The organism is Amycolatopsis coloradensis (assembly GCF_001953865.1).
GTDB classification, from domain to species: domain Bacteria; phylum Actinomycetota; class Actinomycetes; order Mycobacteriales; family Pseudonocardiaceae; genus Amycolatopsis; species Amycolatopsis coloradensis.
Window position 1 is genome coordinate 202584 of record NZ_MQUQ01000010.1, and the last position, 23543, is coordinate 226126.

The following is a 23543-nucleotide window of genomic DNA, read 5'->3' on the forward strand; positions in this document are numbered from 1 at the left end:
ACAGTTTTTGTCATGATGACTATTGGCTCTGTTTAGGGCTTGCCCTACTCGTCAGTTCGTTTCACTCTGACAATAAGCGTGGTTGTGAGACCTCGGTCCGGCGCGGGTGTCAGGCCACGTCGATCTCGTCGGACGCCTCGTGGGGGAGTCCGTTCCTGAATCACCCTGACCGTGTTGGAGTGAGAGCCAGTGAATGTGATCATGACTGCGCTGCCCGTGGAACATGCGGCCGTGCTGGAGCACCTTGTGGACGTGCGCCCGCATCGGCACAGGTCAGGCACAGTGTTCGATGTCGGAACAGTCGCGGGTCACCCGGGACACCGCGTCGCGGTGGTGGAGACCGGCGCGGGCACCACCACCGCTGCAGCACTCACCGAACGTGCCAATGCCGAGTTCACCCCTGCGGCCATGGTGTTCGTCGGCGTCGCGGGAGGGCTGCGCGACTGGCTCATGATCGGCGACGTAGTCGTGGCCACCAAGATCTACTCCTATCAGGGCGGTCGCAGCGAGGACGACGAATTCCTGGTGCGCCCCTCCGCTTGGTCTGTCTCGCACCGGCTCGACCAAGAGGCGCGGAGGTTGCCGCGTGGCGACGCTTGGCACTCGTTTCTGCCTGACCAGGTGGAGGGCGGCGCTCCAGCGGTTCACTTCGAAGCCGTCGCGGTGGGCGACGTCGTCCTCAACTCCCGTGTCTCCGAACTGGCCCAGAGGCTGCACAAGTCGTACAACGACGCCGTAGCCGTCGACATGGAGAGCTCCGGCTTCGCGCACGCGGCTCATCTTGGCGACCAGGTCCGCGCCGTGGCGGTGCGCGGTATCAGCGATTTCGCAGACGGTCGCAAGGCCACGGCGGACCGCGAAGGTGGACAGTTGCTCGCGGCTCGCAACGCGGCGGCATTCGCGATCGCACTGATCACAGCCCTCGAACCCGATGATGACGCTGCCGGAGGCAATGAGCCACCGCCGTCTCCGGTCCCCACCATTCGCAACAAGAACATCGCGCGGGACAACGCCCGGGTAGGGCAGCAGAACGGCGTCAACTTCGGCTCCTTCCGGGGTTTCTGATGAGCGGGGGCATGATCGTCGAGAGCATCGAGAACGAGAATGTCGCTTCCGGCAACGCCCAGGTCGGCCAGCAGATCGGTGTGCAGAACGTAGAGAGCGTCTTCCACGACGCGACGATCTACACCGTCTCCGAAGAGGACACCGCCGAGCGCAAGCACGATGTCGCACTCGCGTATCTGACCGGCGGTTTGCCGCGTCGTGCCGAAGAACTGTTCGGAGAGCTCGTCTTCAACGGTCATCAGTCGACCGACCGCATCTACTTCTACGTACTCGCCGTGCTCAGTGAGCGCAGTTTCGGAGATCTCACCGCGGAACTCGGCAGAAGAATCCGCGACGTGGGAAAGCTCTGCGCCTCACTGCCGGAAGACGAATGGTCCCGAGCGCACCGCGTTGTCCGCGGCCTCGTCGAGCTGGTCAGACGTGCTGTCGACGACCAGTCCTTCGAGGTCGTGAGCGCGTTCGGCGAGCTCTCCGCCGACCGGCAGGACGAGATCAGCCGGCACCTGTCGATGCTGCTGACCGGCGTCCTGGATCAGCGGCTCGATGCCGAGCGAAAGCGCAAGGTCAGTACCGAGCGTCTTTCCCGAAATCGTGAGGACCGGGCCCGGAAGTTCTTCGAACCCGAACCCGCGAAGCCCGCCAGGTACCGGATACGCGTGTCCACCGCGGACAGCGATCGCCGTCGCCCCCTGTTTATCGGGGGTACGGTCACGGTGCTCTCCTTCGCCGGACTGTTCTTCGGCCCGCTGGACCTTCCGTTCTGGGGCGGGCTGGTCCTGCTGGTCGTGGGCGGTGTCGTGACGATCCGCTACGGCATCGAGTACACCGGGCATGTGTTGCACGTCGCCTCTCGGCGTGACGCGGCACGGCCCGCGGGCGAGCCGTTCGAGCCCAGCCAGGTCGACAAGCTTATCGAGAGGTGTTTTCATGACTCGCGCCCACCGGACGCCGACGACTGGCCTGGGTACGCGGCCGGGCACCGTTGGTACTTGCGGCGCCGATTCAACGACTGGCTGAGATACGACCAGAACTACGGTCAGAGCGTCAAGCGGCTGAAGTGGGTGTTCGATTGGCACGCGCGCCGAGCCGCCCGGCAGTGGCCGGGCTTCCAGCCGGAACCCGCGGCCCCGAGCGGCTCCCGTAACCGGCAGGTGGCCGGTTACCTGGTGATCGCGGCGGGGTTGGGTCTGCTGGGTATCGCTCTTCGCTGGCAGGTCGTACCGATCGCGATGGGCGGCTGGTCCGCGTTGCCCGCCGTGATCGAGCTTTTCGCTGCCCGCAAGGCGGCTCGGCTTCTCGCGGCCGACGCGGAAGCGCTGTTCGAGCAGGAGATGGCCGAGTACGAGCGATGGCGAGACGAGCTGTCCGATCGTCCGGACGACATCGACATGGCCAGGTGGCTGGCCTTGGACAAGGCCTACATCAAGGCGGAAGCCTTGCGCAGAGGGGATATCGCCGAGCGCGACCTCGTCTCGTACGTTGTCCTCAATCAACAAGCACCCGGTGCCCGGCGCGGGACGGTCCCGCATGGCCCGCCGCGTTACGAGGCGTATCTGGTCACTGTCATCTTGCTGACCCGGCACGGTGTCCGGGAATCGCGGGTATATCTGAACTTCACCACCGGTGAGGTCAAGAACGAGGCCTGGAACGTCTTCGGCTACGACCGCATCGCTTCCGCTTCGCTGAGGGTCAAGGAGAGACGGGTCAAGAACCCGGGCGAGCCGGAGCGCAAGGTACGCAATCGGCAATTTCGCCTTCGTCTGCTGGACGGTGTGGAGATCTTCGCCATAAGCGATCGCCCCGACGGCGAGAACGACACGGAAGTCGACGACGAGGCGGAGCTGAAGCAGCTCGCCGCGGCGACCTCCGGGATGGACGCGGCACTTCCGATCTTGGAGGCCGTGGCGCACAAAGGCCGTGACTGGATCGAGTTCGAGAACGACCGCCGGACCATGTGGTCACGGAACTGGTCGGATTGACGGGGGCAAGCTAATGAGCGGAACCCAAATCGATGACACCATGCGGGACGACTCGTCCAGGGCTGTCCTGCTGGCGGAGTACGAAGCCCTTAAAGCGGAGCAGACGTCACGGATCGTGTTGCGGGACCGGCTGATGTACGCGGCGCTGGCTGCGCTTGCGGCGACGCTGGCCTTGGTGGTCCAACCGACCGGGCGCCCTTACCTGCTCCTGTTGCTTCCGTTGGTCTGTGTGGTCCTGGGCTGGACCTACTTCGTCAACGATCAGAAGATCTCGGCGATCGGCAGGTATCTGAGGCGGCACCTGGCACCCTCGCTCGTGGCATCCACCCAGTGTGCGGATCAAGTGCTCACTTGGGAGTCCGTCCACCGACGCGATCCACTGAGACGACTCGACAAGTCCATGCAACTGGTCGTGGACCTGCTGATGTTCGTGGTCCCGGCCCTGTTGTCGGTCGTGCTCTACTGGACGGCCGACGACGTGCGCGCAGACCTGCTCGTCGTATCGATCGCTGAGGCCCTGGGAACCTTGGGGTTTGCAGCCCGTGTCGTCGTCGCCGCTGATCTGTCGGTCAGGGTGCAGGGGACTTCACGCCTGTGATCTGCGTGATCGCTCACCTCGAGACCTTCCCGACCTGGTCGAATCCGACTTTGCCTGTACCTTCAGCCGGAACTTTGCGCGAGCAATCTGGACCTCGACGGTGACAGCAGGGTCTCGCATGATGAGGGCCACCGGCGGTATGCCGCTCTTCGTCGACGTGTCAGCTACAAGAGGCTGTTCCGGCCGTGATCGACGCCCGGCACGGCGGGCCACTCAGTCCTGGCCATGTGAGTCACACCTTTACCTGGCTGGTTGCCGAGGCGGGATTGCCGCCGGTCCGGTTGCACGACCTGCGGCACGGCGCGGCCAGTCTGTCGCTGGCCGCGGGCAACGACCTCAAGGTCGTGCAGGCAATGTTCGGGCACTCCAGCATCGTGCTCACCGCCGACACCTACACCAGCGTCCTTGCCCTGTCTGGCGCACAGCGCCGCGGAAGCAACGGCGGAACTGGTACTGGAAGCGGCCCGTAAAGCTGCGACTTCATTGCGAGGCCAGGCAGGTAAGAAACGTGCCCGACGACGGAAAGGAAGTCACAGCCGAGGCAAGAAGGCCAAGAAATAGAGGGTGGTGGGTGCGGCCTCATTCGGCCCCACGCTGGTGCCACCCAAGATCAAAGCCCACCGGCAAGATCCTCTTTGATGAAGAATCCTGCAGGTGGGCTTCGATTCAGAGCTGTGCGCCATCAGGGACTCGAACCCCGAACCCGCTGGTTAAGAGCCAGCTGCTCTGCCAATTGAGCTAATGGCGCCTGCTTGTTCCGTCGCTTTGGTGTTTCCCTCGGCGACGTGGAAAACATTAACACAGGGTTGCTGGGGCCCGTTTCAGGGGGGTCCCCTTTGGCCGCCGGGGGCTTTGCGGGGACGGATTCGGCCATCCGGCCGCAAGCGTTGGGGCCGGTCAGGCAGACTATAGCCAGACGTTGGGGTTGGTACCACGCGAAACGGGCGGTGTGCATGAGGGTCTGGGGAGCGACGGGGCGGTCGCGGGTGACTGTGGTGGCTTTGGTGGCCGGGTTCACACTGGCCGCGTGCAGTAGTACACCGTCGGGTGAATCGCCGTCTCCGGGTGGCACTCTCGGTGACGCGCAGCAGAGCGGCGCGCCCGCTCCGGCTCCGAAGCCCGCCGCGATGACGCTGACTCCGGCGCAGGGTGCGGCGGACGTGGCGCCCGGCGAGCCGGTCACGGTGGCCGTCGCCGACGGCAAGGTCGGTGAGGTCAAACTGACCGGCGCCGACGGCAAGGTCGTCGCGGGCAAGCCGAAGGAAGACGGTTCGGGCTGGGAGTCGGCGGAACCGCTCGGCTACAGCAAGACCTACACCGTCACCGCGGCCGCGACCGGGACCGACGGCAAGCCGGTCACCGCGACCTCGACGTTCTCCACGGCCAAGGCCGGCCGCCAGATCGGTGTCTCGGTCAATCTGGTCGAAGGGGAGACGGTCGGTGTCGGCCTGCCGTTGATCTTCACCTTCACCGGCAACGTGCCGGACAAGGCGGCGGCCGAGAAGGCGCTGAAGATCGTCACCGAACCGCAGGCCGAGGGCGCGTTCCACTGGTTCGGTGAGAAGACCGTGATGTGGCGGCCCAAGGAGTACTTCAAGCCGGGCACGAAGATCTCGGTCAACGCGGCGATCTACGGCAAGAACCTGGGCAACAACACCTTCGGCCGCGAGGACAAGCCCGCCAAGGTGGTCGTCGGCGACAAGCTGGTCGCGACCGCCGACGGTGGCACGCACCAGATGAAGGTCGTGGTGAACGACCAAGAGGTCAAGCAGATGCCGATCTCGATGGGCAAACCGTCGAGCAGCACCCCCGCCGGGACCTACACGGTGATGAGCGAGCACACCGGGTACACGATGGACTCGAGCACCTACGGCGTCCCGACGGACAGCAAGGCCGGCTACCGGACCTTCGTGAAGTACGCGGTGCGCATGTCGAACAGCGGCATCTTCTATCACTCGGCGCCGTGGTCGGTCGGATCGCAGGGCAAGCGGAACGTAAGCCACGGCTGCATCAACCTGTCGACCGAGAACGCGAAGTGGCTGATGGACACTTCGAAGAAGGGCGACATCATCACGGTCGCCAACTCGGGACCGCAGGTGCTGGAGCCGACCGACGGCTGGTCGGTGTGGCAGATGTCGTGGGACGACTGGAAGACCGGCGGCGACCGGAACTGACCCGATGCCGTGAGGGGTCCCGATAGGACGGAATCGGTCCTATCGGGACCCCTCACGGCATTCCGGAGTACTCCCACTGCGTTTCGCCGCAGGTCTTGTAGCGACACTTCTGCGACCGCGCCTTCGTGCAGTTCGGGTAGCCGGGGTCGTCGCGACCGTCACCGCGCAGAAACGCCCACGGCACCGATGTGATGGGGTCCGGGGGCGCAGCCCTCCGGCGGGGGCTCGGGGGCTCGGCCCCCAAAAAAAGGCGAAACCCCAGCCCGTTGGGAAGGGACTCGCAAGAGCCCCGAACAGACTGGGGTAATGGGGTGAGCGACGGGTTTCGAACCCGCGACCTCCTGGACCACAACCAGGTGCTCTACCAGCTGAGCTACGCCCACCATCGCCGGGCTCGGGAAGCTTCCCCATCACCTCGGCCGCACTATATTAGCGTGCCCGTTTCCGGGGCTCGCAACGGGTTACGGTTCGTGGCGTTCCTGCACTTCAGCGGCCGCTGCCTTGGCCTGTTCGGTGGTCGGGCCGGGCTGCGGGACGAAGGCGACGCGACGGTAGTAGTCGAGTTCGCCGATGGACTCCTTGATGTCGGCGAGCGCGCGGTGGGCGAGGCCCTTCTCGGGCTTGGCGTAGTAGATCCGCGGGTACCAGCGTCGGACGAGTTCCTTGACCGACGAGACGTCGACCATGCGGTAGTGCAGGTGCGCGTCGAGGAGGGGCATGTCGCGGGTGATGAAGCCGCGGTCGGTGGCGATGGAGTTGCCGGCGAGCGGGGCGACGTTGGCCTCGGGGACGTGCGCGCGGATGTACTCGAGGACGCGCTGCTCGGCTTCCTCCATGGTGACCGTGGAGCGCCGGACCTCTTCGGTGAGACCGGAGTGGGCGTGCATCTCGCGGACGACCTCGGGCATGCCGTCGAGGGTTTCGTCGTCGGCGTGGATGACGATGTCGACACCTTCGCCGAGGACGTTGAGTTCGGCGTCGGTCACGAGTGCGGCTATTTCGATCAACGCGTCCTTGCCGAGGTCGAGCCCCGTCATCTCGCAGTCGATCCAGACTAGGCGGTCGTTCACCCCGGAACCCTAACCCGACCCGGGGATTCGGGACGCGCGACGTGCGGGTTCGGCGGTAACTGGCAGCGCGTGCATCCTCGGTGAGCCGGATCACAGACCAGGGAGCGACAGTGGCCGAACCGGGTCCAGCCCAGGAGATCGCGCAGGGTTACGTGAGCGAGGGGGCGGCGGTCGAGTTGGGCGCTGTCGTGATCGACGGCAAGACCGACGCGGGTGCCGCAATCCGGCTGCCGCTGGCGACGCTCAACCGGCACGGGCTGGTCGCGGGAGCGACGGGGTACCCGGCAAGACGAAGACCTTGCAGCTGATCGCCGAGCAGTTGTCGGCCGGGGTCCAGGTCGTGCTGGCGGACGTGAAGGGCGACCTGTCCGGGCTCGCGGCGCAGGGCGAGAGCAACGACAAGATCGCCCAACGCGCGGAGGAACTGGGTGTCTCCTGGGAGCCCGCCGCGTTCCGGGCGACGATCACGAGTTTCGGCCCGATCCTGCTGTCGAAGGTTCTGGGGCTTAACGAACCCAGGAGTCGACGCTCGGCCTGATCTTCCACTGGGCCGATCAGCGTGGTCTCGCGCTGCTGGACACGAAGGACCACCGGTCGGTCAACACGCACCTGACCAGTGACGAGGGCAAGGAGGATCTGAAGGGCATCGGCGGCGTCTCGGCCGCGACGGCCGGGGTCATCCTCCGGGCGCTGTCCAATCTGGAGGATCAGGGCGACGAGGACTTCTTCGGCGAGCCCGAGCTGGACGTCCACGATCTGATGCGCGAGGTCGACGGCAAGGCGATGGTGACCTTGCTGGAGCTGGACAACTCCAGTCCAAGCCCGCGCTGTTCTCGACCTTCCTTCTCGACAAGCCGAAGCTGGTGTTCTTCTTCGACGAGGCTCACCTGCTGTTCAACGGTGCGTCGAAGGCGTTCCTGGAGCGCATCGAGCAGACCGTCAAGCTGATCCGGTCGAAGAGCGTCGGCGTGTTCTTCTGCACGCAGCTCCCGACGGACATTCCGAACAACGTCCTGTCCCAGCTGGGCGCGCGGGTCCAGCACGCGTTGCGCGCCTTCACGCCTGAAGACCAGGCGGCGCGAAGACGTACCCGAAGACGAAGCACTACGAACTGGACTCGGCGCTGACGTCGCTCGGTATCGGCGAAGCGATCGTGACCGTGGGTCCATCGGGGCCGAAGCCATCTCCGCGGCGACGACGTCTTCGGATCTGCACGCGAAGTACGCCGAGACGATCGACCGTGAGTCTGCTTACGAGAAGGTGGCCGCGCCTGCGGCAGGCGAGGCACCGCCGGAAGCGCCCCCGGCGCCGAAACCGGAGAAGGAAGGGCCGGGGATGGTCGAGCAGGCGATGAAGAACCCGGCGGTGAAGTCGTTCCTCCGCTCCGCGGCGAGCGCGCTCGGACGGAAGATCACGCGCGGCCTGTTCGGAAACCGGAGGCGATGAGAAATACCTGACGCGTTCTGTCAGGTATGTACGGCAGGCTCGAGGACATGACCAACACCGCGACAGCGTCGTTCACCGTGGACGGCTGGGATCCGCAAACCACCGACAAAGCCGAAGGCACCGAGTTCTCGCGGGTGCGGCTGGCCAAGACGTTCACCGGTGACGTCGAGGGGACCAGCGCCGTCGAGATGCTCACGGCGGTGAACGACACGTCCTCGGCGTACGTCGCCTTCGAGCGGCTGGCCGTATCCGTCGATGGACGGAAGGGCGGCTTCGTCCTGCATCACTCGGCGGGGGAGCACGGGCATCACCTGATCGTCTTGCCCGGCTCGGGTCACGGCGAACTGGCGGGCATCACCGGAACGGCGGAGATCGTCCAGGACGACGAAGGCAACCACACCTTCACCCTCACCTACGAACTCTGAAAGCCGTGAAGGCCTCCTTCGCCGAAGGAGGCCTTCACGGACAGCGCCTGCTGGGCCGCCCCCTGACAGCGGTCCAGACGGCCGGGTCAGCCGACGATCTGCTCGACGATCTTCTTCGCGTCGTTGATGGGGATCGCGAAACCGATGCCGATGCTTCCGGTCGAGGCCGGGTTGTACAGCGCCGAGTTGACGCCGATGACGTTCCCCCGCGCGTCCACCAGCGCCCCGCCCGAGTTGCCCTGGTTGATCGGGGCGTCGGTCTGGATCGCGGTGTAGCTCGGCCCGCTTTCGTTCGTGGTCCTGCTGTAGGGCGAGCGCCGGTCCTGGCCGCCGCTCAACTCGTCGAGTTCGCGGTTCAGCGCGCTCACGATCCCGGTGGTCACGGTGTTCTGCAAGCCGCCGGGCGAGCCGATCGCGACGACCTGCTGTCCCGCGACGAGCTTGCTCGAGTCGCCGAGCGAGGCCGGGGTCAGCCCGCTCGCGTCCTTCGCCTGGAGGACGGCGATGTCGGCCTTCGTGTCGGCGCCGACCACGCTCGCCTTGTACTGCTTGCCGTCCGAAAGCGTGACGGTCACGTCGCCTTGGGCGTCGGTGACCACGTGCGCGTTGGTGAGGATGCGCCCGTCCGCCGTCAGGATGATGCCGGAGCCGACGGCCTCACCCTGCGCGGTGGTCACGTTCACCTGGACGACGCTCGGCGTCACCTTCGCGGCGACCCCGCTGACGTCACCCGAAGTGTTGTTCCCGACCAGTTGCCCGCTGGCGACCGCGGACGAACCCGTGCCGGACCCCGACGACGCGGGGTCGAAGCCGACGAGCGCCGCTCCGCCGACACCGCCGACGAGGGCGGCGGCGAGCGCCGTCGCACTCACGAGGACGGCGACCCGGCCGCCCTTCTTACGCGGCGCCGGGGCCGGTGCTTGAGCCTGCGGTGGCTGCGGGGTGAAGAGCGGGTTCGGCGCGGCCTGCCAAGGGGTGTAACCGGGGTGCTGTCGCTGGTGCGGCGGCTGGTGCCCACCGGTGGAGGCGGGGCCGGGCCGACTCTCGTTCTCGGTCATGGAACAAGATTCGCGCCCGTACTTGTGAGCCGCCTGTGGAAAACCCCTCGGCTTTGCTGAGAAGAATCACCTGAGAATTCTCAGCGTTTACTCAGTCGAAGAACGACGGCACGTCCAACGCGCCGCCCGAAGCCTCGAACTCTTCGTGCACCGCGGCACGGAGTTCCGCGTCGGCGAGATAGTCGACGGCGGTCATCGCCAGCCCCAGCGCGCCGTCCACGACCGCGCGATCGCCGTCCGGCGAACCGGCCGCGGCCGCGAACTCCTTGGTGTGCAAGGCGGTCGTCGGCCCGGCGATGGCGATCATCGGGTGGATCGCGGGCATCCGATAGGAGAGGTTGCCGAGATCGGTCGAGCCGGTGAGGAATTCGGGCACGATGCCCGGGGGCAGCGGTTTGCGGCCGGCATCGACCTGATGTGCCGACCAGCGTCCGGCGAGCGTGGTGTTGAACCGGATCGGCAGATACGCGGGCTGCGCGTCCCACAGCAGTTCGACTCCGCAGCCGGTCATCTCCGCCGCGCCGCGCGCGATCGCCGAAACCCGCTCGGCGAGGTCGCGCAGCGTGTCCGGTTGCGCGGAGCGGAGGTAGAACAGCAGTGCCGCCCGTTCGGGAACGACGTTCGGCCGCGCGCCACCGTCGCTGAAGACGCCGTGGACACGGTCGCTGGACGGCAGATGCTGCCGAAGCGCCGCGACGCCCTGGTACGCGGCGACGGCGGCGTCGAGCGCGTTGCGTCCCATGAACGGTTGAGCCGAGGCGTGCGCGCCGACGCCGTGGAACACCATTTCCAGTTGTCGCCTGCCGAGGAACGGGTGCATGGCGATGTCGTGGCTGAAGGGATGCAGCATGAGCACGGCGTCGACGTCGTCGAAAACACCCGCGCGGGCCATGGTTTCCTTGCCACCGCCGCCTTCCTCCGCCGGTGTGCCGATCAGCGACACCCGGCCGCCCAGTCGTTCGGCGACGGCCGCCGCGCCGAGGAAACCGCCCGCGCCCGCGGTGCAGATGACGTTGTGCCCGCAGCCGTGGCCGAGCCCGGGAAGAGCGTCGTACTCGGAGAGGACCGCGATGTGCGGGCCGCTTCCGGGAGTGCTCGCGACCAAGGCGGTGTCCAGCCCGCCCGCGCCGATCGTCACCTCGTGGCCGTGCCGCCGGAGCAGGTCGCCGAGCGCGCGAACCGAGCGATGCTCGGCGAAACCCTCTTCGGGATGCGCGTGCAGGTCTTGGCTCAGTGCCACCAGTTCCGCCGTCAGCGCGCGGATCTCGGCGCCGACGGCGTCCCGCGTGGCGGAATCCGCGCCGTCGTGCGGCGAGCCGAGGGGCTCGGCCGCGGCGACGGCGTCCGCGGTCGCTTCGACCAGCGAACGGAGGTAGCTGTCGTCTGGGGGAGTCGGCGAAGCGTGCTCAGAGTGGATCATTTCCGGATGTTAACTCCTAGCTCGCCCGTGACGATCTGAGTGACGCCGGAGTACCGCTCGTCCACGTGGTCGAAGCCGCGCCGGAACAGTTTCACCGCGATCTCGCCGCGGTCGAACATCCGTTGCCCGCTCAGCCGTCCGAGGACGGTCTCGGCCAGCCGCATCGGCTGGTCGCTGTGCCGGGCGCTGGTCAGCATCACCAGCGAGCCGCCGGGTTTCAGCACCCGGGCGAACGAATCCAGTGCCGCGTCCGGGTCGGCGAACATGTGCAGCGCGGCGAAACAACAGACGGCGTCCACAGTGGAATCAGCGAGCGGCAGGTCGACGGCGTCGGCGCGCAGGTAGGCCACCGAAGCCGGATTGGGCGCGGAGAGTGCCTTCTCCAGCATGGTGACCGACCCGTCGAGCCCGATCGACAGCCCGTCCGGGCCGACCGCTTCGCCGAACGCGCGGGTGAAGCGGCCGGTGCCGCAGGCGACGTCCAACGCGACCTGGCCGGGGCGGAGGCCGAGCGCCTCGATCGCGATCCGGACCTCGTCCGCCATGGTCGGGCCGTTGAGTCCTTTCGCGACCCAGCCCAGCGTCGGCCGCCAGTACCGCTCGTAGATCATCGGCACGGCGGAGGTGCGCATCAGCCACTGCGCGAGTCCGGTTGGCGGCCCCGCCTGCGGGATTTCGCCCAGCAGATCGAGGAAACCTTCCGTTGCCCCGGTGGGTGTGGTGCCCGGCCGAAGCAGGCTCAGGAGACGTTCGCGATGGTCCGGCATGACTGCTCCCTTCACGGTGGTCACCCGAGAATCTGCCATGACCGGCCCGTTCGCGACATTCCCGCCACCGCGACCCGAAACTGTCGGTGGCCGTCTCTAACGTCGGAGGGAGTCGCCGTTCCCCAGCCGAAGGAGCCCGAAAATGACCGGCTCGATCTTGCAGCACACCGCCACGACCACGCTTCGCATCCCGGTGCGCGGCCCGTTCGACCTCGACAAGTCCATCCGGTTCCTGACCGATTTCCCGCCCGCGTGCCGCACGGACGCCGACGTCGAACCCGGCACCCTGCGCCTCGCCTTCCCCGCCGAAGCGGGCTGGGAGCACGTCGGCGCGGCGGTCAGACAGAGATCGCCCGGCACCATCGAGGTGGAGGTCTTCGCCGACGAAGGGCTGGCCGTCGAAGTCGGCGCCCAGGTGCGGCGGATCCTTTCGGTGGACGTCGACGGCGTCGGCTTCGCGAAGGTCGGCACCGCCGATCCCGTGGTGCGCCGCCTTCAGCAGGCGTTCCCCGGGCTCCGGCCCGTGCTGTTCCATTCGCCGTACGAAGCGGCCTGCTGGGCGATCCTGAGCCACCGGACCCGGATGTCCCAGGCCGCCACAGTGAAACGACGGCTCGCCGAGGAGTTCGGCAGGCCGGTGGACGTCGGCGGGAAGATCCTCAGGTCGTTCCCGGCGCCGGACGTCTTGGCCAGGCCGGAAGCCGGGCGCGGTCTACTGGAAGTGAAGGCCCAGCGGCTGCGCGCGGTGGCCAACGCCGCCAAGGACGGTCTGCTCGACGCCGCGTACCTGCGCGCGATGCCGGTCCCGGACGCGTTGCGCTGGCTACAGCTGCTGCCAGGGATCGGACCGTTCTCGGCGCAGCTGATCCTGATCCGCGGCGCCGGGCACCCGGACGTCTTCCCTGGCGGCGAGCCTCGGTTGCAGGAGGCCATGCGGGCCGCGTACGACCTGCCGCTGGCGCCGCCGGAGGAACTGGAGGAACTGTCCGCGGTGTGGCGGCCGTTCCGCAGCTGGGTGGCCTTCGCCCTGCGCAACGACCGGGAGTTTCGCACGCGCGAGATCGGGGGTTCGATGACCGCCTGACACGGGACGTATCCGGCTTGTGGTGAGCTGGTGCGGTGAGCTCGTCTCCCGCCGAAACGGTTTCCGACATCGCCCAGTCCACCCCGCCCGGCACGATCACCCTGGTCACCGGGGGTCTCGCCCTGCTCGTGGTGCTGTCGGGCAGGCCATGGCGGATCGCCCGCAACCTGATCACGCTCGTCCACGAGGCGGGCCACGCGCTGGCCGCCGTGCTGGTCGGCCGTCGGCTGCAGGGCATCAAGCTGCACTCGGACACCTCAGGCGTCACAGTCTCGCGCGGGAAGCCGGAGGGGCCGGGGATGGCGTTCACCGCGCTGGCCGGGTATCCGGCGGCCGCGGTGCTCGGACTGGTGTTCGCCGGGTTCCTCTCGTCGGATCTGATCACCGTCGTGCTGATCGTGATGGCCCTGATGCTGCTGGGTGTGCTGGTGATGGTGCGCAACACCTACGGCGTGTTCACCGTGATCGCCGGCTCGGTGGTGCTCGGGTTGGTCGCGCTGGTGGCGCCGTCGTGGTTCCAGGCGATCTTCGTCTATCTGCTGACCTGGTTCCTGCTGTTCGGCGGCGTCCGGCCGGTGATCGAGCTGCAGATCAAGCGGCGACGGGGCGCGGCGAGGGATTCCGACGTCGATCAGCTCGGCAGGCTCACCGGGATGCCCGCGGTGCTGTGGGTGCTGGTGATGGCCGTGCTGACGGTGAGCTGTCTCTTCGCGGGCGGGTTGTGGCTGCTGGAGCCGACCGTCGCCTGACCGGGGTGGTACGGCAGACTGATGGCTCGTTCCGCGCGGAAGGAGTCAGCAGATGGACGAGGTCGCCAAGGCCGTCGAGGAATGCGCTCGATCGGCGAAACGGGCCGCGCCGTCACTGGCCGCCGCCTCCGCGGAGGCGATCGACGCCGCGCTGAACGCCATGGCGGGCAAGCTGGTCGAGCACGCCGACGCGGTGCTGGAGGCGAACCAGGCCGACATCGCCAAGGCACGCGAGGACGGGATGAGCGCCGGGCTCCTCGACCGGCTCACCATCACGCCCGAGCGGCTGACCGGCATGGCCGAGCAGCTCCGTATCCTGGCCGGTGCGCCGCACCAGGAACGGTCCGTCGAGGTGTCCACTTTGGACGGAGGGCTGCGGCTGGTGGAACGCCGCCGCCCGGTCGGCGTGATCGGCGCGAATTACGAGGCGCGTCCGAACGTCACGGTCGACGTCGCCTCGCAACTGGTGAAGTCGCGCAACGGCGGCGTGCTCCGCACGGGTTCCGCCGCGCTCGGCTCGGCCCAGCGCCTGCGCGAGACCGTGATCGCCCCCGCGCTCGCCGAAGCGGGCATCGACCCGGAAGTCATCCAGCTCGTGCCGCGCGCCGAACGCGAAGCGGCTTCCGCGCTGGTGCGTTTCCCGGCGCTCGTGCCGCTGGTCATCCTGCGCGGCAGCGGTGACAGCACCCGGGCGCTGGCCACCGAGGCGGCCGTCCACGGCGTCCGCACGCTGGCCCACGCCGACGGCGGTGGAGTGCTGTACATCGACGAGGCCGTCGACACCGACAAGGCGCGCGACCTGGTTTTCAGCAGTCTCGACCGGCTCGGCGTCTGCAACCGGCTGAACCTGCTGCTGATCCACGAGGACGCCCACGACCGCGTTTGGCCCGGCATCTCCGGCGCGCTGGCCGAACGCGGTGTCACGCCGTCGCTCGCCCCGCACGACCACGCCATCGGCTACGAATGGGCACTCGACTCCGACCGCGAAGCCACCGTCACCGTCGCGAAGGTCGCGAGCCTGCCCGAGGCGGCGGAGATCGCCAACGAGCAGACCTCGGGCCTGGCCGCAGGCATCGCCACCGAAAGCAGCGAAGCCGCCGACGCTTTCTTCGACGCCTACACCGGCACCGGTGTCTTCTGGAACGCCCCCACCCGGCTGCTCGACGGCTTCAAGCTCCTGGCCGTCCCCGAGACCGGCATCAACCTGGACAAGGTCCCGGGCCCGCGCGGCCCGGTCACCTACACCGACCTCTACGTGCGGCAGTACGCAGTGCTGCCCGCCTGAGCTTCACGGAAGTCATGGAAGGGGCTTCCAAGACGAAAGCGACGGCGATAGCAAAGGTCCCCTGCTCCCGCGACGAGTGAAGCGATCAGCGTCGCCGACGTCGCTTCGAGCGAGGACGCGGCCGAGGCGGCAACGAGTCTGCTGTGGCGTCCTCGATCTCCTCGGCGAGCTTCTCGACGTCAGGAGACTCCGAAGCGGCCCCAGGCGCCAGCCCCAGCATCTCCGCGGCGAGCTGCTGCGAAGTGGCGAACATGCCCGAAGGCCGATCCTGCGCCCGTCGCAGCGAAGAAGGCCGCAGCCGGTTGTATCCCCGCACCGAAACGGGCCGCCGGGTCCGCACCTCGTACTCCGGGAACTCGAGGAGTTCGGTGGCGAGTTCCTTGTCCACCAGGATGGTGCCCGGCCGCGCGGTCGAGGTGAGGCGGGCGGCGAGGTTCACGACCGAGCCGTAGACGTCGCCGAAGCGGAGGAGGATCCGGCCCGACGCCAGGCCGGCGCGCACGGCGGGCAGGGTTTCGTCGGCGTCGGCGCGTTCGGACAGCGCGAGTGCGATCTCGGCGCCGTCGACGGCGGAATCGGCGACGAACAGCACCTCGTCGCCGATCATTTTCACGATCCGGCCATGGTGCTCGGCGACGACCTCGGTGGCGACGGATTCGAATCGGTCGAGGACGGCACTCAGCTCGTCTTCGCCGATCTGCCTGGTCAGCCGGGTGTAGCCGACCATGTCGACGAATCCGACGACCTCGGTCCTGGCCTCCAGATCCTCGTCCGGCGACGCGAACGCCCGTCCGGCGTAGGCCGCGAGGTGCCGTCGCCAGACGAAGTTCTGCACCTTCTCCAGCTCGGGAAGCAGCCTGTCGACGAGTCGCGCGATCTGGCGTTCGCTGGTGCCGATGTCCTTGTTCTCGGTGATCATCGTCCACAGCATGTGGACCTGCCATTCCGCGAGCCGCGAAAGGTGCTGGCCCAGCACGCGCGTCACCGCCTGCTCGATGCCAGGGTCGATCAGGCCCGAGTTCATCAGCTGGTCGGCGGTGCGGATCGCGTCGATGTCGGCGTCGGTGAAGACGACCTCGTCGTCATCGACGGTCGCGAAGCCCAGCGCGCGCCAAAGCCGCCGAGAACGCTCTTCGGGAACGCCCGCCTTCTCGGCGACTTCGAGCCGGGTGTACTTGCGTCTGCCGCCGAGCAGGATCCGCATCAGACGCTGCTGAAGCGCGTCGGTGGCGGGCTCGCCGGAATCGGCCATTACGTGGTGTGAACGATGAGCACGTCCACCCCGGACTTCCGTGCCACCTCGGACGGCACGGAACCGAGGATGCGGCCCGCGAGGGTGTTCAGCCCGCGGTTGCCGACCACCAGCAGGTCCGCGGAGCGATCCGCGACGACCTTGCGCAGCGCGTCGACGGGGTCGCCGACGACGGCGGCGGTCTCGATGTTCTTCGCGCCGGCCTTGGCGGCCCGGTCACGGGCGGACAGCAGGGTGTCCTCGGCCGGTGCCGAGCCCACGACCTGGTACGCCTCGTCGCCGAGGACGTCTTGTGCCTTCTCCACGTCGCCCTTGTTAGCGGGGTAGTAGGCGCACACGACGACCAGGGTCGCTCCGGAGTCCCCGGCGACACTCGCCGCCCGGTCGACCGCGGCGAACGAGGAATTCGAGCCGTCCGTGCCCACGACCACGGTCCGATATGCAGCCATCCGCAACCTCCACCGATCTGTCTGCCGCACCCGCGTGCGAGCAGCGACGATAACCGCTCGCCGACGGTCCCGCAGGGCGTCGTGAGCTCGGTCGGATGAGAAGGTTACTCGCCAGTCGGTTTCTGCGCTGCCGCAGGCCGGGGTGAGGGCTGCGCGCCGGATGTGGCCTTCGGCACATCGGCCTTCCGGATCTGCACGGTGGCTTCCGAGTCGGGCGACGGCTTCGCCTTGAGATCCGCCGGAACGTGCGGTTTGTCGCCGAGCACGTGCGTCGCCTCGGCCAGCGCGGTCCGCGCGGTGCGGACCTGCTCGGCAAGGCTGGAGCGCACCTTGCGGAGTGCTTCGACCCGTTCGGTGGCCTGCGTGATCCGCCGGTTGGACTCCTCGGTGGCCTGCCGGACGCGGCGGCGTGCCTCGTCGGCCGCCTCGGCGAGCCGGGCGTTGGCCTCGGTGATCGAGTCCTGCTTGCGCTTGTTGGCGTCGGCGACGGACTCCCGCTGACGGCGCTCGATGTCGGCCTTGGCCGCTGTCTCCTCTTCGAGCACCTTCGCGCGGATGGCGGCGGCGTCCTCGGTGGCCTCGCGGACGCGGCGGGCGGCTTCGGCCTTGCTCGCGGCCTCCTGCTCGGCCAGCGCGTGCATGGCTTCGGTGCGCCGCGACGCCATCGCGATCTCGAAGTCCTCTTCGACCTGCGTGCGGCGCTGCTGCGACTCGGCGTCGAGCTTGTCGCGCTCGGCCTTCGCCTTGTCGGTGATGTCCTTCGCCTCGGCGCGCGCGGTCTCGAGCACACGGCGGTGCTCGGCCTCCATCTCCTTGCGGCGCAGGTCGAGCTCGTTGAGCAGCTGCTCGTAGCGGGCGCGCATGGCGCTCGCGTCGGTCTCCGCCTTCGCACGGATGTGCCCGGCTTCGGCTTCCGCGCGCGCCTTGGTGTCGGCGGACTCGTCCTGCGCGAGCCGCAGCATGCGCTGCAAGCGCTCGGAAAGGCCTTCGACGCTCGTCGGCGGCTGGGCCAGCCTGTCGACCTGGCCGCGCAGGTCCGCGATCTCGCCGCGCGCGGTCTCCAGCTGCCGTGCCAGGTCGCCTGCCTGTCCGATGGCGGCATCGCGATCGGCGGTGAGCATCTTCAGATCGGCGTCCAGCCGTTCCAGATGTTCGTCGACCTGCGCACGGCTGTAACCGCGCTTTGCCACGTCGAAGCCGGCTCCCAGCGGCACTAGCTCCCGTTCCTCGCCAAGGCTCATCCTTCTACCGTAGTCGAGCTGGAGTCACGGAAGGGTGAGCACCCACGCAACGCGCGGCGAAAGCGCGTTCTGGCGCGCTAAACGTTCCTGAACGCGTTGATCCCGTCGATGTGCTTCGCCCGCAATTCGTGGTTCCGGACACCCAGACCTTCTTCCGGCGCAAGGGCGAGCACGCCGACCTTGCCCTGGTGGGCGTTGCGGTGCACGTCCAGCGCGGCCTGCCCGGTGTCTTCCAGCGAGTAGGTCTTCGACAGCGTCGGGTGGATCAGACCTTTCGAGATCAGCCGGTTCGCCTCCCACGATTCGCGGTAGTTGGCGAAGTGGCTGCCGATGATCCGCTTCAGGTTCATCCACAGATAGCGGTTGTCGTACTGGTGCATGAACCCGGACGTCGAGGCGCACGTGACGATCGTCCCGCCCTTGCGCGCGGCGTAGACCGAAGCGCCGAACGTTTCGCGGCCGGGGTGCTCGAAGACGATGTCCGGGTCCTCGCCGCCGGTCAGCTCGCGGATCTTCTTGCCGAACCGCTGCCACTCCTTCGGGTCCTGGTTGTGCTCGTCCTTCCAGAACCTGTAGTCCTCGGCGTTGCGGTCGATGATCAGCTCCGCGCCGAGCTTGCGGCAGATCTCCGCCTTCTCGGGGCTGGAGACCACGCAGACCGGGATCGCGCCGCCGTTGAGCGCGTACTGCGTCGCGTAGGAGCCGAGGCCGCCCGAAGCACCCCAAATCAGCACGACGTCGCCCTGCTTCATGTCGGCGCCGTTGCGCGACACGAGCTGCCGGTAGGCCGTGGAATTCACCAGACCGGGGGACGCGGCCTCTTCCCAGGTGAGGTGGTCCGGCTTCGGCATCAGCTGGTTCGCCTTGACCAGCGCGATCTCGGCGAGTCCGCCGAAGTTCGTTTCGAAGCCCCAGATCCGCTGCTCGGTGTCGAGCATCGTGTCGTTGTGCCCGTCCGGGCCCTCGAGTTCGACGTTGAGGCAGTGCGCGACGACCTCGTCGCCCGGCTTCCAGTTGTGCACGCCGGCGCCGGTGCGCAGCACGACGCCGGACAGGTCCGAGCCGACGACGTGATAGGGCAGGTCGTGGCGCTTCGACAGCGGCGAGAGCCGCCCGTAGCGCTCCAGGAATTTGAACGTCGAGACCGGCTCGAAGATCGAGGTCCAGACGGTGTTGTAGTTGATCGCGCTCGCCATGACCGCGACCAGCGCCTCACCCGGGCCCAGCTCGGGCGTGGGGACGTCGTCCACGTGCAGCGACTTTCGCGGATCCTTGTCCCGGCTTTCGAGGCCCTGGAACATGTCGGCCTCGTCCTTGTGCACGGTGACGCCGCGGTAGGTCTCCGGCACGTCGAGCGACGCCACGGCGCCGAGGTCATCGTTCAGAATGGCCTGCTGGATTTCGCCGAGCTGCGTCATCGGAACCTCCGCGATTGGGTGACGGCGTAGGCGCAACAAATTACTCACCGGTAACCAGGTCCACAACTGTACGAGACGTGGAGCACGTACACCTCCCGAAGTGTTACCGATCAGCCTTGACCGGCTGGCCAATCAAGCGGAGCATGGGTGGTGGAGATCTCTCCGACCTGCAGGTTCAGCCGATTTTCGGAGGTGAGCACGCATGAATGAACCCACGACGCGCCCTTGGAGCCGTCCCCATGACTGGGCGGAGGTGGCCATCGGTGTCGTGGTCGCGCTTTCACCCCTCTGGATGACCACGGACAACACCGCGATGTGGACGCTCGTCGTCCTCGGCGCGCTGATCGCCCTCGACGGCCTCGCGTCGCTTGCGATGCCTGGCATGGTTTACGGCGAAGGCGTCCAGATCGTCCTGGGCGCGCTGCTGTTCATTTCGCCATGGGTGATGGGCTACGCCGGCTTCATGGGCGCGTCCTGGACCGCCTGGATCGGCGGCGTCCTGACCGTGGTGGCCGGGGCGGCGGCGATGCCGATCGCCCAGGCGGCGCACAAGACAGCGGGACAGCACTGACGCGCAAGGAGACCGCGTGAAAGAGGATTCGGCGAAACAGCGCATCCTGCGGGCCGCGGAGGCGCTTTTCGCCGAATCCGGTTTCGACGCCACGCCCACGTCCCGGATCGCCGAACAGGCAGGTGTGCCCAAAGGCCTGGTGCACTACTACTTCCGGCGTAAGTCGGACCTGCTGGCCGCCCTGGTCGCCGAACTGCCGGACGCCCGGATCGAACCGGCCGTCGTGGTGGTCCCCGGCGACCTCGCGGGCAGCCTGCGCGGCCTCGTCGGCGAACTCGACCGGCGGTTCAACCGGTCCTTGGCCTTGTCACACCTGTTGTGGCGCGAGGCCGACACGCATCGCGCGGTCCGCGACGCGCTGGCCGAACGGTTCCAGCAACTCGTCCGCCAGGTGCAGGCGGTGATCGTCGCCGCGACCGGCGGCAAGCTCGCGATCGCCGACGTCGACTCGGCGTCCGGGCTGCTCGCGCGGGCGGTCAGCCACCGCCACGCGACGGCGCGGCACAGCGAAGACGGGGACCCCGCCGAGATCGATCGCGAGGTCGCCTTCATCGCCGAGGCGCTGTCGCGCTCCCGGGAGACGCGCCGTCAGTGACTGTCACCGCATCGCATGCGGGGATGGGTCCCCTTCAGCTCTTCGCGGGCTCGACCAGTTCCACGAGCACGCCGCCGGCGTCCTTGGGGTGGACGAAGTTCACCCGGCTGTTGGACGTGCCGCGCTTCGCCTCGTCGTAGAGCAGCCGGAGTCCCTGCGCGCGCAGCGCGGCCGCGGCGGCGTCCACATCGGACACTCGATACGCCAGCTGCTGCAAGCCGGGGCCGCTCTTCGCGAGGAACTTGCCGATCGCCGAGTCGTCACGCAACGGCGCGAGGAGCTGGATCGCGGTCTCGGTCCCGGCGGTGCCCGGTGCGCGCAGCATCGTCTCGCGGACGCCCTGCTCCTCGTTGACCTCCTCGTGCGCCACCTCCAGGCCGAAATGCTCGGTGTGGAAGGCGATCGCGGCGTCGAGGTCGGGTACCGCGATGCCGACGTGGTCGATGGCGGTCACGAACGGTTTCAGCGCCTGGTTCATGCAGAGCAGGATAGGTCCGCGAGCGGGTGGACCGGCGTGCGCCGCCTCACACTGGCTCCATCAAGAGGCCCGTGCCCCGGGTATGGTCGCGAAGACCGCCTTTGCCCTTGCGCCGATGCTTGGAGGACGCCGTGTCCGGTTCCGTGATCCTGGGTGCCGCCCGTACACCGATCGGGCGATTGCTCGGTTCCCTGAAGGACTTCTCGGGTGCGCAACTGGGCGGGTTCGCGATCAAGGCGGCGCTCGAACAGGCCGGTGTCTCGCCGGACGCGGTCCAGTACACGATCATGGGCCAGGTGCTCACCGCCGGCGCGGGCCAGATCCCCGCCCGCCAGGCCGCGGTGGCCGCCGGTATCCCGATGACCGTCCCGGCGCTGACCATCAACAAGGTCTGCCTGTCCGGTCTCGACGCCATCGCGCTCGCCGACCAGCTCATCCGCGCGGGTGAGTTCGACCTGATCGTCGCGGGCGGCCAGGAGTCGATGACCCAGGCGCCGCACCTGCTGCCGAAGTCGCGTGCCGGCTTCAAGTACGGCGACACCGCGCTCGTCGACCACATGGCTTACGACGGTCTGTTCTGCGCCTTCGACCAGGTCGCGATGGGCTCGTCGACGGAGAAGTACAACAGCCGCTACGGACTCACCCGTGAGCAGCAGGACGAGTTCTCCGCGCGTTCCCACCAGCGTGCCGCCGCCGCCATCGCGGAGGGCCGTTTCGACGCCGAGATCGCGCCGGTGTCGATCCCGCAGCGCAAGGGCGACCCGGTCGTCTTCTCCAAGGACGAAGGCGTCCGCGCCGACACCTCCGCCGAGAGCCTCGCGAAGCTGCGTCCGGCGTTCGCCTCCGACGGCACGATCACCGCCGGTTCGGCGTCGCAGATCTCCGACGGCGCGGCCGCGGTCGTCGTGGCCAGCAAGGCCAAGGCCGAGGAGCTGGGCCTCACCGCGCTCGCCGAGATCGGCGCGCACGGGGTGGTCTCCGGCCCCGACGCCAGCCTGCACGAGCAGCCGTCGAACGCGATCCTGGCCGCGTTGGCCAAGGAGAAGCTGACCGCGGACGCGCTCGACCTCATCGAGATCAACGAGGCGTTCGCCGCCGTCGGCCTGGTCTCCAGCGAGAAGCTCGGCGTCGACGTGGACAAGGTCAACGTCGACGGCGGCGCCATCGCGCTCGGCCACCCGATCGGCGCTTCCGGCGCGCGGCTGGCCGTGCACCTGATCCACGAACTCCGCCGTCGTGGCGGCGGCCTCGGCGCGGCCGCCCTCTGCGGTGGCGGCGGCCAGGGTGACGCGCTGCTGCTTCGCGTTCCGTAAAGCCCTTGCCGGTACAGCTGGACATCGACGAACTGGTCGGTCGCGCGCGGGACGGCGTACCCCGCGCGATCGCCCGGTTGCTGTCGCTGGTCGAGGACGCCCATCCGCGGTTGCCCGAGGTCGCGGCGAAACTCACGCCGCACACCGGCAACGCGCGCGTCGTCGGGCTGACCGGGCCGCCCGGTGTCGGCAAGTCGACATCGACGTCCGCGCTGCTCACGGCCCTGCGGGCGGAAGGTCTGCGGGTCGGGGTACTGGCGATCGACCCGTCGTCGCCGTTCTCCGGCGGGGCGCTGCTCGGCGACCGGATCCGGATGACCGAGCATGCCACCGATCCCGGTGTGTTCATCCGTTCGATGGCCACCCGCGGGCATCTCGGCGGGCTGTCGTGGGCGACCCCGCAGGCGGTCCGCGTTCTCGACGCGGCCGGGTTCGACGTCGTGCTGATCGAGACCGTCGGCGTCGGTCAGTCCGAAGTGGACGTCGTGAAACTGGCCGACACCACGGTGGTCCTGCTCGCGCCCGGGATGGGCGACGGTATCCAGGCGGCCAAGGCCGGGGTGCTGGAGATCGCGGACGTGTTCGTGGTCAACAAGGCCGACCGCGAGGGCGCGGACGGATGCGTGCACGACCTCAAGCAGATGATCTCCCTGGTGCGCCGGGAGCTTCGCGGCCCGAGTTGGCGTCAGCCGATCGTACGAACGGTGGCCTCGCGCGGCGAAGGCGTCGACGACGTCGTCCGCGCGCTGGGCGAACATCACGACTGGCTGGTCCAGCGGGACGAACTGCCGCGGCGTCGGGCGGCGCGGGCTCGCGACGAGGTCGAGGCGATCGCCGTCCAGCGGCTGCGTGCGGAGATCGTCGACCTGCGGCGCGGCGACCGGCTCGCCGAGCTGGCCGAACGCGTGGTGGCGCGGAAGATCGACCCGTTCGCGGCGGCCGCGGAACTGATCGCCGACCTCCACTCGTGAGTGGTGAGGACGGTTATCGAGGGGGTGTCGTGCTGGCGGCCGGGCTCAGGTCGGTTGGGGCAGTGACCGCGGTCATTCATTCAGGACAGCTCAGCGGAGCGCGGCCGCACGCCACGTTGGCCTGGCCCCTCGAGA

At 68.2% G+C, this 23543-nt stretch carries 22 protein-coding genes, 2 tRNA genes and 1 pseudogene; 14 read left to right on the forward strand and 11 right to left on the reverse strand.

The genetic code is table 11. The features are described from left to right. Positions 1 to 201 precede the first annotated feature (201 nt). The 4 genes from BS329_RS19230 to BS329_RS44640 all read left to right on the forward strand — a co-directional run bounded on the left by BS329_RS19230 (position 202) and on the right by BS329_RS44640 (position 4112). On the forward strand, positions 202 to 1065 hold the full coding sequence (locus BS329_RS19230; protein WP_244197218.1) for a 5'-methylthioadenosine/S-adenosylhomocysteine nucleosidase family protein: 864 nt from the start codon (positions 202 to 204) through the stop codon (positions 1063 to 1065). Between the two features lie 11 nt (positions 1066 to 1076). Beyond that, on the forward strand, positions 1077 to 3044 hold the full coding sequence (locus BS329_RS19235) for a hypothetical protein (protein WP_076162605.1): 1968 nt from the start codon (positions 1077 to 1079) through the stop codon (positions 3042 to 3044). 13 nt (positions 3045 to 3057) lie between these two features. After that, entirely contained in the window at positions 3058 to 3642 is a 585-nt protein-coding gene (locus tag BS329_RS19240) for a hypothetical protein (protein ID WP_084749932.1), read from the forward strand. 185 nt (positions 3643 to 3827) lie between these two features. After that, positions 3828 to 4112 (forward strand): tyrosine-type recombinase/integrase, encoded by a 285-nt coding sequence (locus BS329_RS44640; protein WP_076162606.1) that lies wholly within the window; start codon positions 3828 to 3830, stop codon positions 4110 to 4112. Positions 4113 to 4317: 205 nt separating this feature from the next. Here the strand turns inward: BS329_RS44640 and BS329_RS19250 are convergent. Further along, positions 4318 to 4390, reverse strand: a tRNA-Lys gene (locus tag BS329_RS19250). A 205-nt stretch (positions 4391 to 4595) separates the two neighbouring features. Here BS329_RS19250 and BS329_RS19255 point away from each other — a divergent pair. Further along, positions 4596 to 5816, forward strand: a complete 1221-nt coding sequence (locus BS329_RS19255; protein ID WP_208619231.1) for a L,D-transpeptidase — start codon at positions 4596 to 4598, stop codon at positions 5814 to 5816. A gap of 307 nt (positions 5817 to 6123) precedes the next feature. On the opposite strand, the gene BS329_RS19260 is transcribed toward BS329_RS19255, so the two are convergent. After that, positions 6124 to 6199 (reverse strand) — tRNA-His (locus BS329_RS19260). A gap of 78 nt (positions 6200 to 6277) precedes the next feature. Next, positions 6278 to 6886: an oligoribonuclease gene (gene orn / locus BS329_RS19265; protein ID WP_076162608.1), complete on the reverse strand. Its 609-nt coding sequence runs from the start codon at positions 6884 to 6886 to the stop codon at positions 6278 to 6280. Between the two features lie 110 nt (positions 6887 to 6996). Between orn and BS329_RS19270 the strand changes: the two are divergent. Together BS329_RS19270 and BS329_RS19275 are read left to right on the forward strand one after the other, a co-directional pair. Further along, positions 6997 to 8332: pseudogene (locus tag BS329_RS19270) on the forward strand (helicase HerA-like domain-containing protein). Between the two features lie 47 nt (positions 8333 to 8379). Then, positions 8380 to 8757 (forward strand): DUF3224 domain-containing protein, encoded by a 378-nt coding sequence (locus BS329_RS19275; protein WP_076162822.1) that lies wholly within the window; start codon positions 8380 to 8382, stop codon positions 8755 to 8757. Between the two features lie 86 nt (positions 8758 to 8843). On the opposite strand, the gene BS329_RS19280 is transcribed toward BS329_RS19275, so the two are convergent. The 3 genes from BS329_RS19280 to BS329_RS19290 all read right to left on the reverse strand — a co-directional run bounded on the left by BS329_RS19280 (position 8844) and on the right by BS329_RS19290 (position 12002). Continuing rightward, complete coding sequence (locus BS329_RS19280) at positions 8844 to 9815, reverse strand: S1C family serine protease (RefSeq protein WP_076162609.1); 972 nt, start codon at positions 9813 to 9815, stop codon at positions 8844 to 8846. Between the two features lie 91 nt (positions 9816 to 9906). After that, on the reverse strand, positions 9907 to 11235 hold the full coding sequence (locus BS329_RS19285; protein WP_076162610.1) for a M20 family metallopeptidase: 1329 nt from the start codon (positions 11233 to 11235) through the stop codon (positions 9907 to 9909). Then, positions 11232 to 12002 (reverse strand): class I SAM-dependent methyltransferase, encoded by a 771-nt coding sequence (locus BS329_RS19290; RefSeq protein ID WP_076162611.1) that lies wholly within the window; start codon positions 12000 to 12002, stop codon positions 11232 to 11234. The genes BS329_RS19285 and BS329_RS19290 overlap by 4 nt, the downstream gene beginning before the upstream one ends. 142 nt (positions 12003 to 12144) lie before the next feature. Here BS329_RS19290 and BS329_RS19295 point away from each other — a divergent pair, with 142 nt between their 5' ends. From BS329_RS19295 to BS329_RS19305, 3 genes are read left to right on the forward strand one after another with little or no spacing between them, the layout of a single operon-like run. Then, entirely contained in the window at positions 12145 to 13086 is a 942-nt protein-coding gene (locus BS329_RS19295; protein WP_076162612.1) for a DNA-3-methyladenine glycosylase family protein, read from the forward strand. Positions 13087 to 13121: 35 nt separating this feature from the next. After that, positions 13122 to 13835: a M50 family metallopeptidase gene (locus tag BS329_RS19300; protein ID WP_076162613.1), complete on the forward strand. Its 714-nt coding sequence runs from the start codon at positions 13122 to 13124 to the stop codon at positions 13833 to 13835. Positions 13836 to 13887: 52 nt separating this feature from the next. After that, positions 13888 to 15120, forward strand: a complete 1233-nt coding sequence (locus BS329_RS19305; protein WP_076162614.1) for an aldehyde dehydrogenase family protein — start codon at positions 13888 to 13890, stop codon at positions 15118 to 15120. An 85-nt stretch (positions 15121 to 15205) separates the two neighbouring features. Here BS329_RS19305 and BS329_RS19310 read toward each other — a convergent pair whose 3' ends face one another. The 4 genes from BS329_RS19310 to ccrA all read right to left on the reverse strand — a co-directional run bounded on the left by BS329_RS19310 (position 15206) and on the right by ccrA (position 19480). Further along, complete coding sequence (locus BS329_RS19310; RefSeq protein WP_076162615.1) at positions 15206 to 16372, reverse strand: adenylate/guanylate cyclase domain-containing protein; 1167 nt, start codon at positions 16370 to 16372, stop codon at positions 15206 to 15208. After that, positions 16372 to 16821 carry a universal stress protein gene (locus BS329_RS19315; RefSeq protein WP_076162616.1) on the reverse strand — a complete coding sequence of 150 codons (450 nt, stop codon included), beginning with the start codon at positions 16819 to 16821 and terminating at the stop codon, positions 16372 to 16374. The genes BS329_RS19310 and BS329_RS19315 overlap by 1 nt, the downstream gene beginning before the upstream one ends. Positions 16822 to 16925: 104 nt before the next feature. Next, positions 16926 to 18035: a coiled-coil domain-containing protein gene (locus tag BS329_RS19320; RefSeq protein ID WP_076162617.1), complete on the reverse strand. Its 1110-nt coding sequence runs from the start codon at positions 18033 to 18035 to the stop codon at positions 16926 to 16928. Positions 18036 to 18139: 104 nt separating this feature from the next. Further along, positions 18140 to 19480 carry a crotonyl-CoA carboxylase/reductase gene (ccrA, locus tag BS329_RS19325; protein ID WP_076162618.1) on the reverse strand — a complete coding sequence of 447 codons (1341 nt, stop codon included), beginning with the start codon at positions 19478 to 19480 and terminating at the stop codon, positions 18140 to 18142. 202 nt (positions 19481 to 19682) lie between these two features. Between ccrA and BS329_RS19330 the strand changes: the two genes are divergently transcribed. Then, positions 19683 to 20051 (forward strand): SPW repeat protein, encoded by a 369-nt coding sequence (locus tag BS329_RS19330; RefSeq protein ID WP_076162619.1) that lies wholly within the window; start codon positions 19683 to 19685, stop codon positions 20049 to 20051. A gap of 16 nt (positions 20052 to 20067) precedes the next feature. Further along, a complete protein-coding gene (locus BS329_RS19335) occupies positions 20068 to 20646 on the forward strand; it encodes a TetR/AcrR family transcriptional regulator (RefSeq protein WP_076162620.1) in 579 nt (192 codons plus the stop codon). 34 nt (positions 20647 to 20680) lie between these two features. Here BS329_RS19335 and mce read toward each other — a convergent pair whose 3' ends face one another. Beyond that, positions 20681 to 21124: a methylmalonyl-CoA epimerase gene (mce, locus tag BS329_RS19340; RefSeq protein ID WP_076162621.1), complete on the reverse strand. Its 444-nt coding sequence runs from the start codon at positions 21122 to 21124 to the stop codon at positions 20681 to 20683. Positions 21125 to 21255: 131 nt separating this feature from the next. Here mce and BS329_RS19345 point away from each other — a divergent pair, with 131 nt between their 5' ends. Further along, complete coding sequence (locus tag BS329_RS19345) at positions 21256 to 22437, forward strand: acetyl-CoA C-acetyltransferase (RefSeq protein WP_076162823.1); 1182 nt, start codon at positions 21256 to 21258, stop codon at positions 22435 to 22437. 5 nt (positions 22438 to 22442) lie between these two features. Continuing rightward, entirely contained in the window at positions 22443 to 23408 is a 966-nt protein-coding gene (gene meaB / locus BS329_RS19350; protein ID WP_076162622.1) for a methylmalonyl Co-A mutase-associated GTPase MeaB, read from the forward strand. Positions 23409 to 23543 lie beyond the last annotated feature (135 nt).

Excerpts from the sequence above, each read along its gene's own strand:
- BS329_RS19330 (WP_076162619.1), top strand. The coding sequence starts at position 19,683 with ATGAATGAACCCACGACGCGCCCTTGGAGCCGTCCCCATGACTGGGCG.
- BS329_RS19280 (WP_076162609.1), bottom strand. The coding sequence starts at position 9,815 with ATGACCGAGAACGAGAGTCGGCCCGGCCCCGCCTCCACCGGTGGGCAC.
- BS329_RS19230 (WP_244197218.1), top strand. The coding sequence starts at position 202 with ATGACTGCGCTGCCCGTGGAACATGCGGCCGTGCTGGAGCACCTTGTG.
- ccrA (WP_076162618.1), bottom strand. The coding sequence starts at position 19,480 with ATGACGCAGCTCGGCGAAATCCAGCAGGCCATTCTGAACGATGACCTC.
- BS329_RS19295 (WP_076162612.1), top strand. The coding sequence starts at position 12,145 with ATGACCGGCTCGATCTTGCAGCACACCGCCACGACCACGCTTCGCATC.
- BS329_RS19235 (WP_076162605.1), top strand. The coding sequence starts at position 1,077 with ATGATCGTCGAGAGCATCGAGAACGAGAATGTCGCTTCCGGCAACGCC.
- BS329_RS19290 (WP_076162611.1), bottom strand. The coding sequence starts at position 12,002 with ATGCCGGACCATCGCGAACGTCTCCTGAGCCTGCTTCGGCCGGGCACC.
- BS329_RS19255 (WP_208619231.1), top strand. The coding sequence starts at position 4,596 with ATGAGGGTCTGGGGAGCGACGGGGCGGTCGCGGGTGACTGTGGTGGCT.
- BS329_RS19240 (WP_084749932.1), top strand. The coding sequence starts at position 3,058 with ATGAGCGGAACCCAAATCGATGACACCATGCGGGACGACTCGTCCAGG.
- BS329_RS19275 (WP_076162822.1), top strand. The coding sequence starts at position 8,380 with ATGACCAACACCGCGACAGCGTCGTTCACCGTGGACGGCTGGGATCCG.
- BS329_RS19310 (WP_076162615.1), bottom strand. The coding sequence starts at position 16,372 with ATGGCCGATTCCGGCGAGCCCGCCACCGACGCGCTTCAGCAGCGTCTG.
- BS329_RS19305 (WP_076162614.1), top strand. The coding sequence starts at position 13,888 with ATGGACGAGGTCGCCAAGGCCGTCGAGGAATGCGCTCGATCGGCGAAA.
- mce (WP_076162621.1), bottom strand. The coding sequence starts at position 21,124 with ATGAACCAGGCGCTGAAACCGTTCGTGACCGCCATCGACCACGTCGGC.
- BS329_RS19285 (WP_076162610.1), bottom strand. The coding sequence starts at position 11,235 with ATGATCCACTCTGAGCACGCTTCGCCGACTCCCCCAGACGACAGCTAC.
- BS329_RS19315 (WP_076162616.1), bottom strand. The coding sequence starts at position 16,821 with ATGGCTGCATATCGGACCGTGGTCGTGGGCACGGACGGCTCGAATTCC.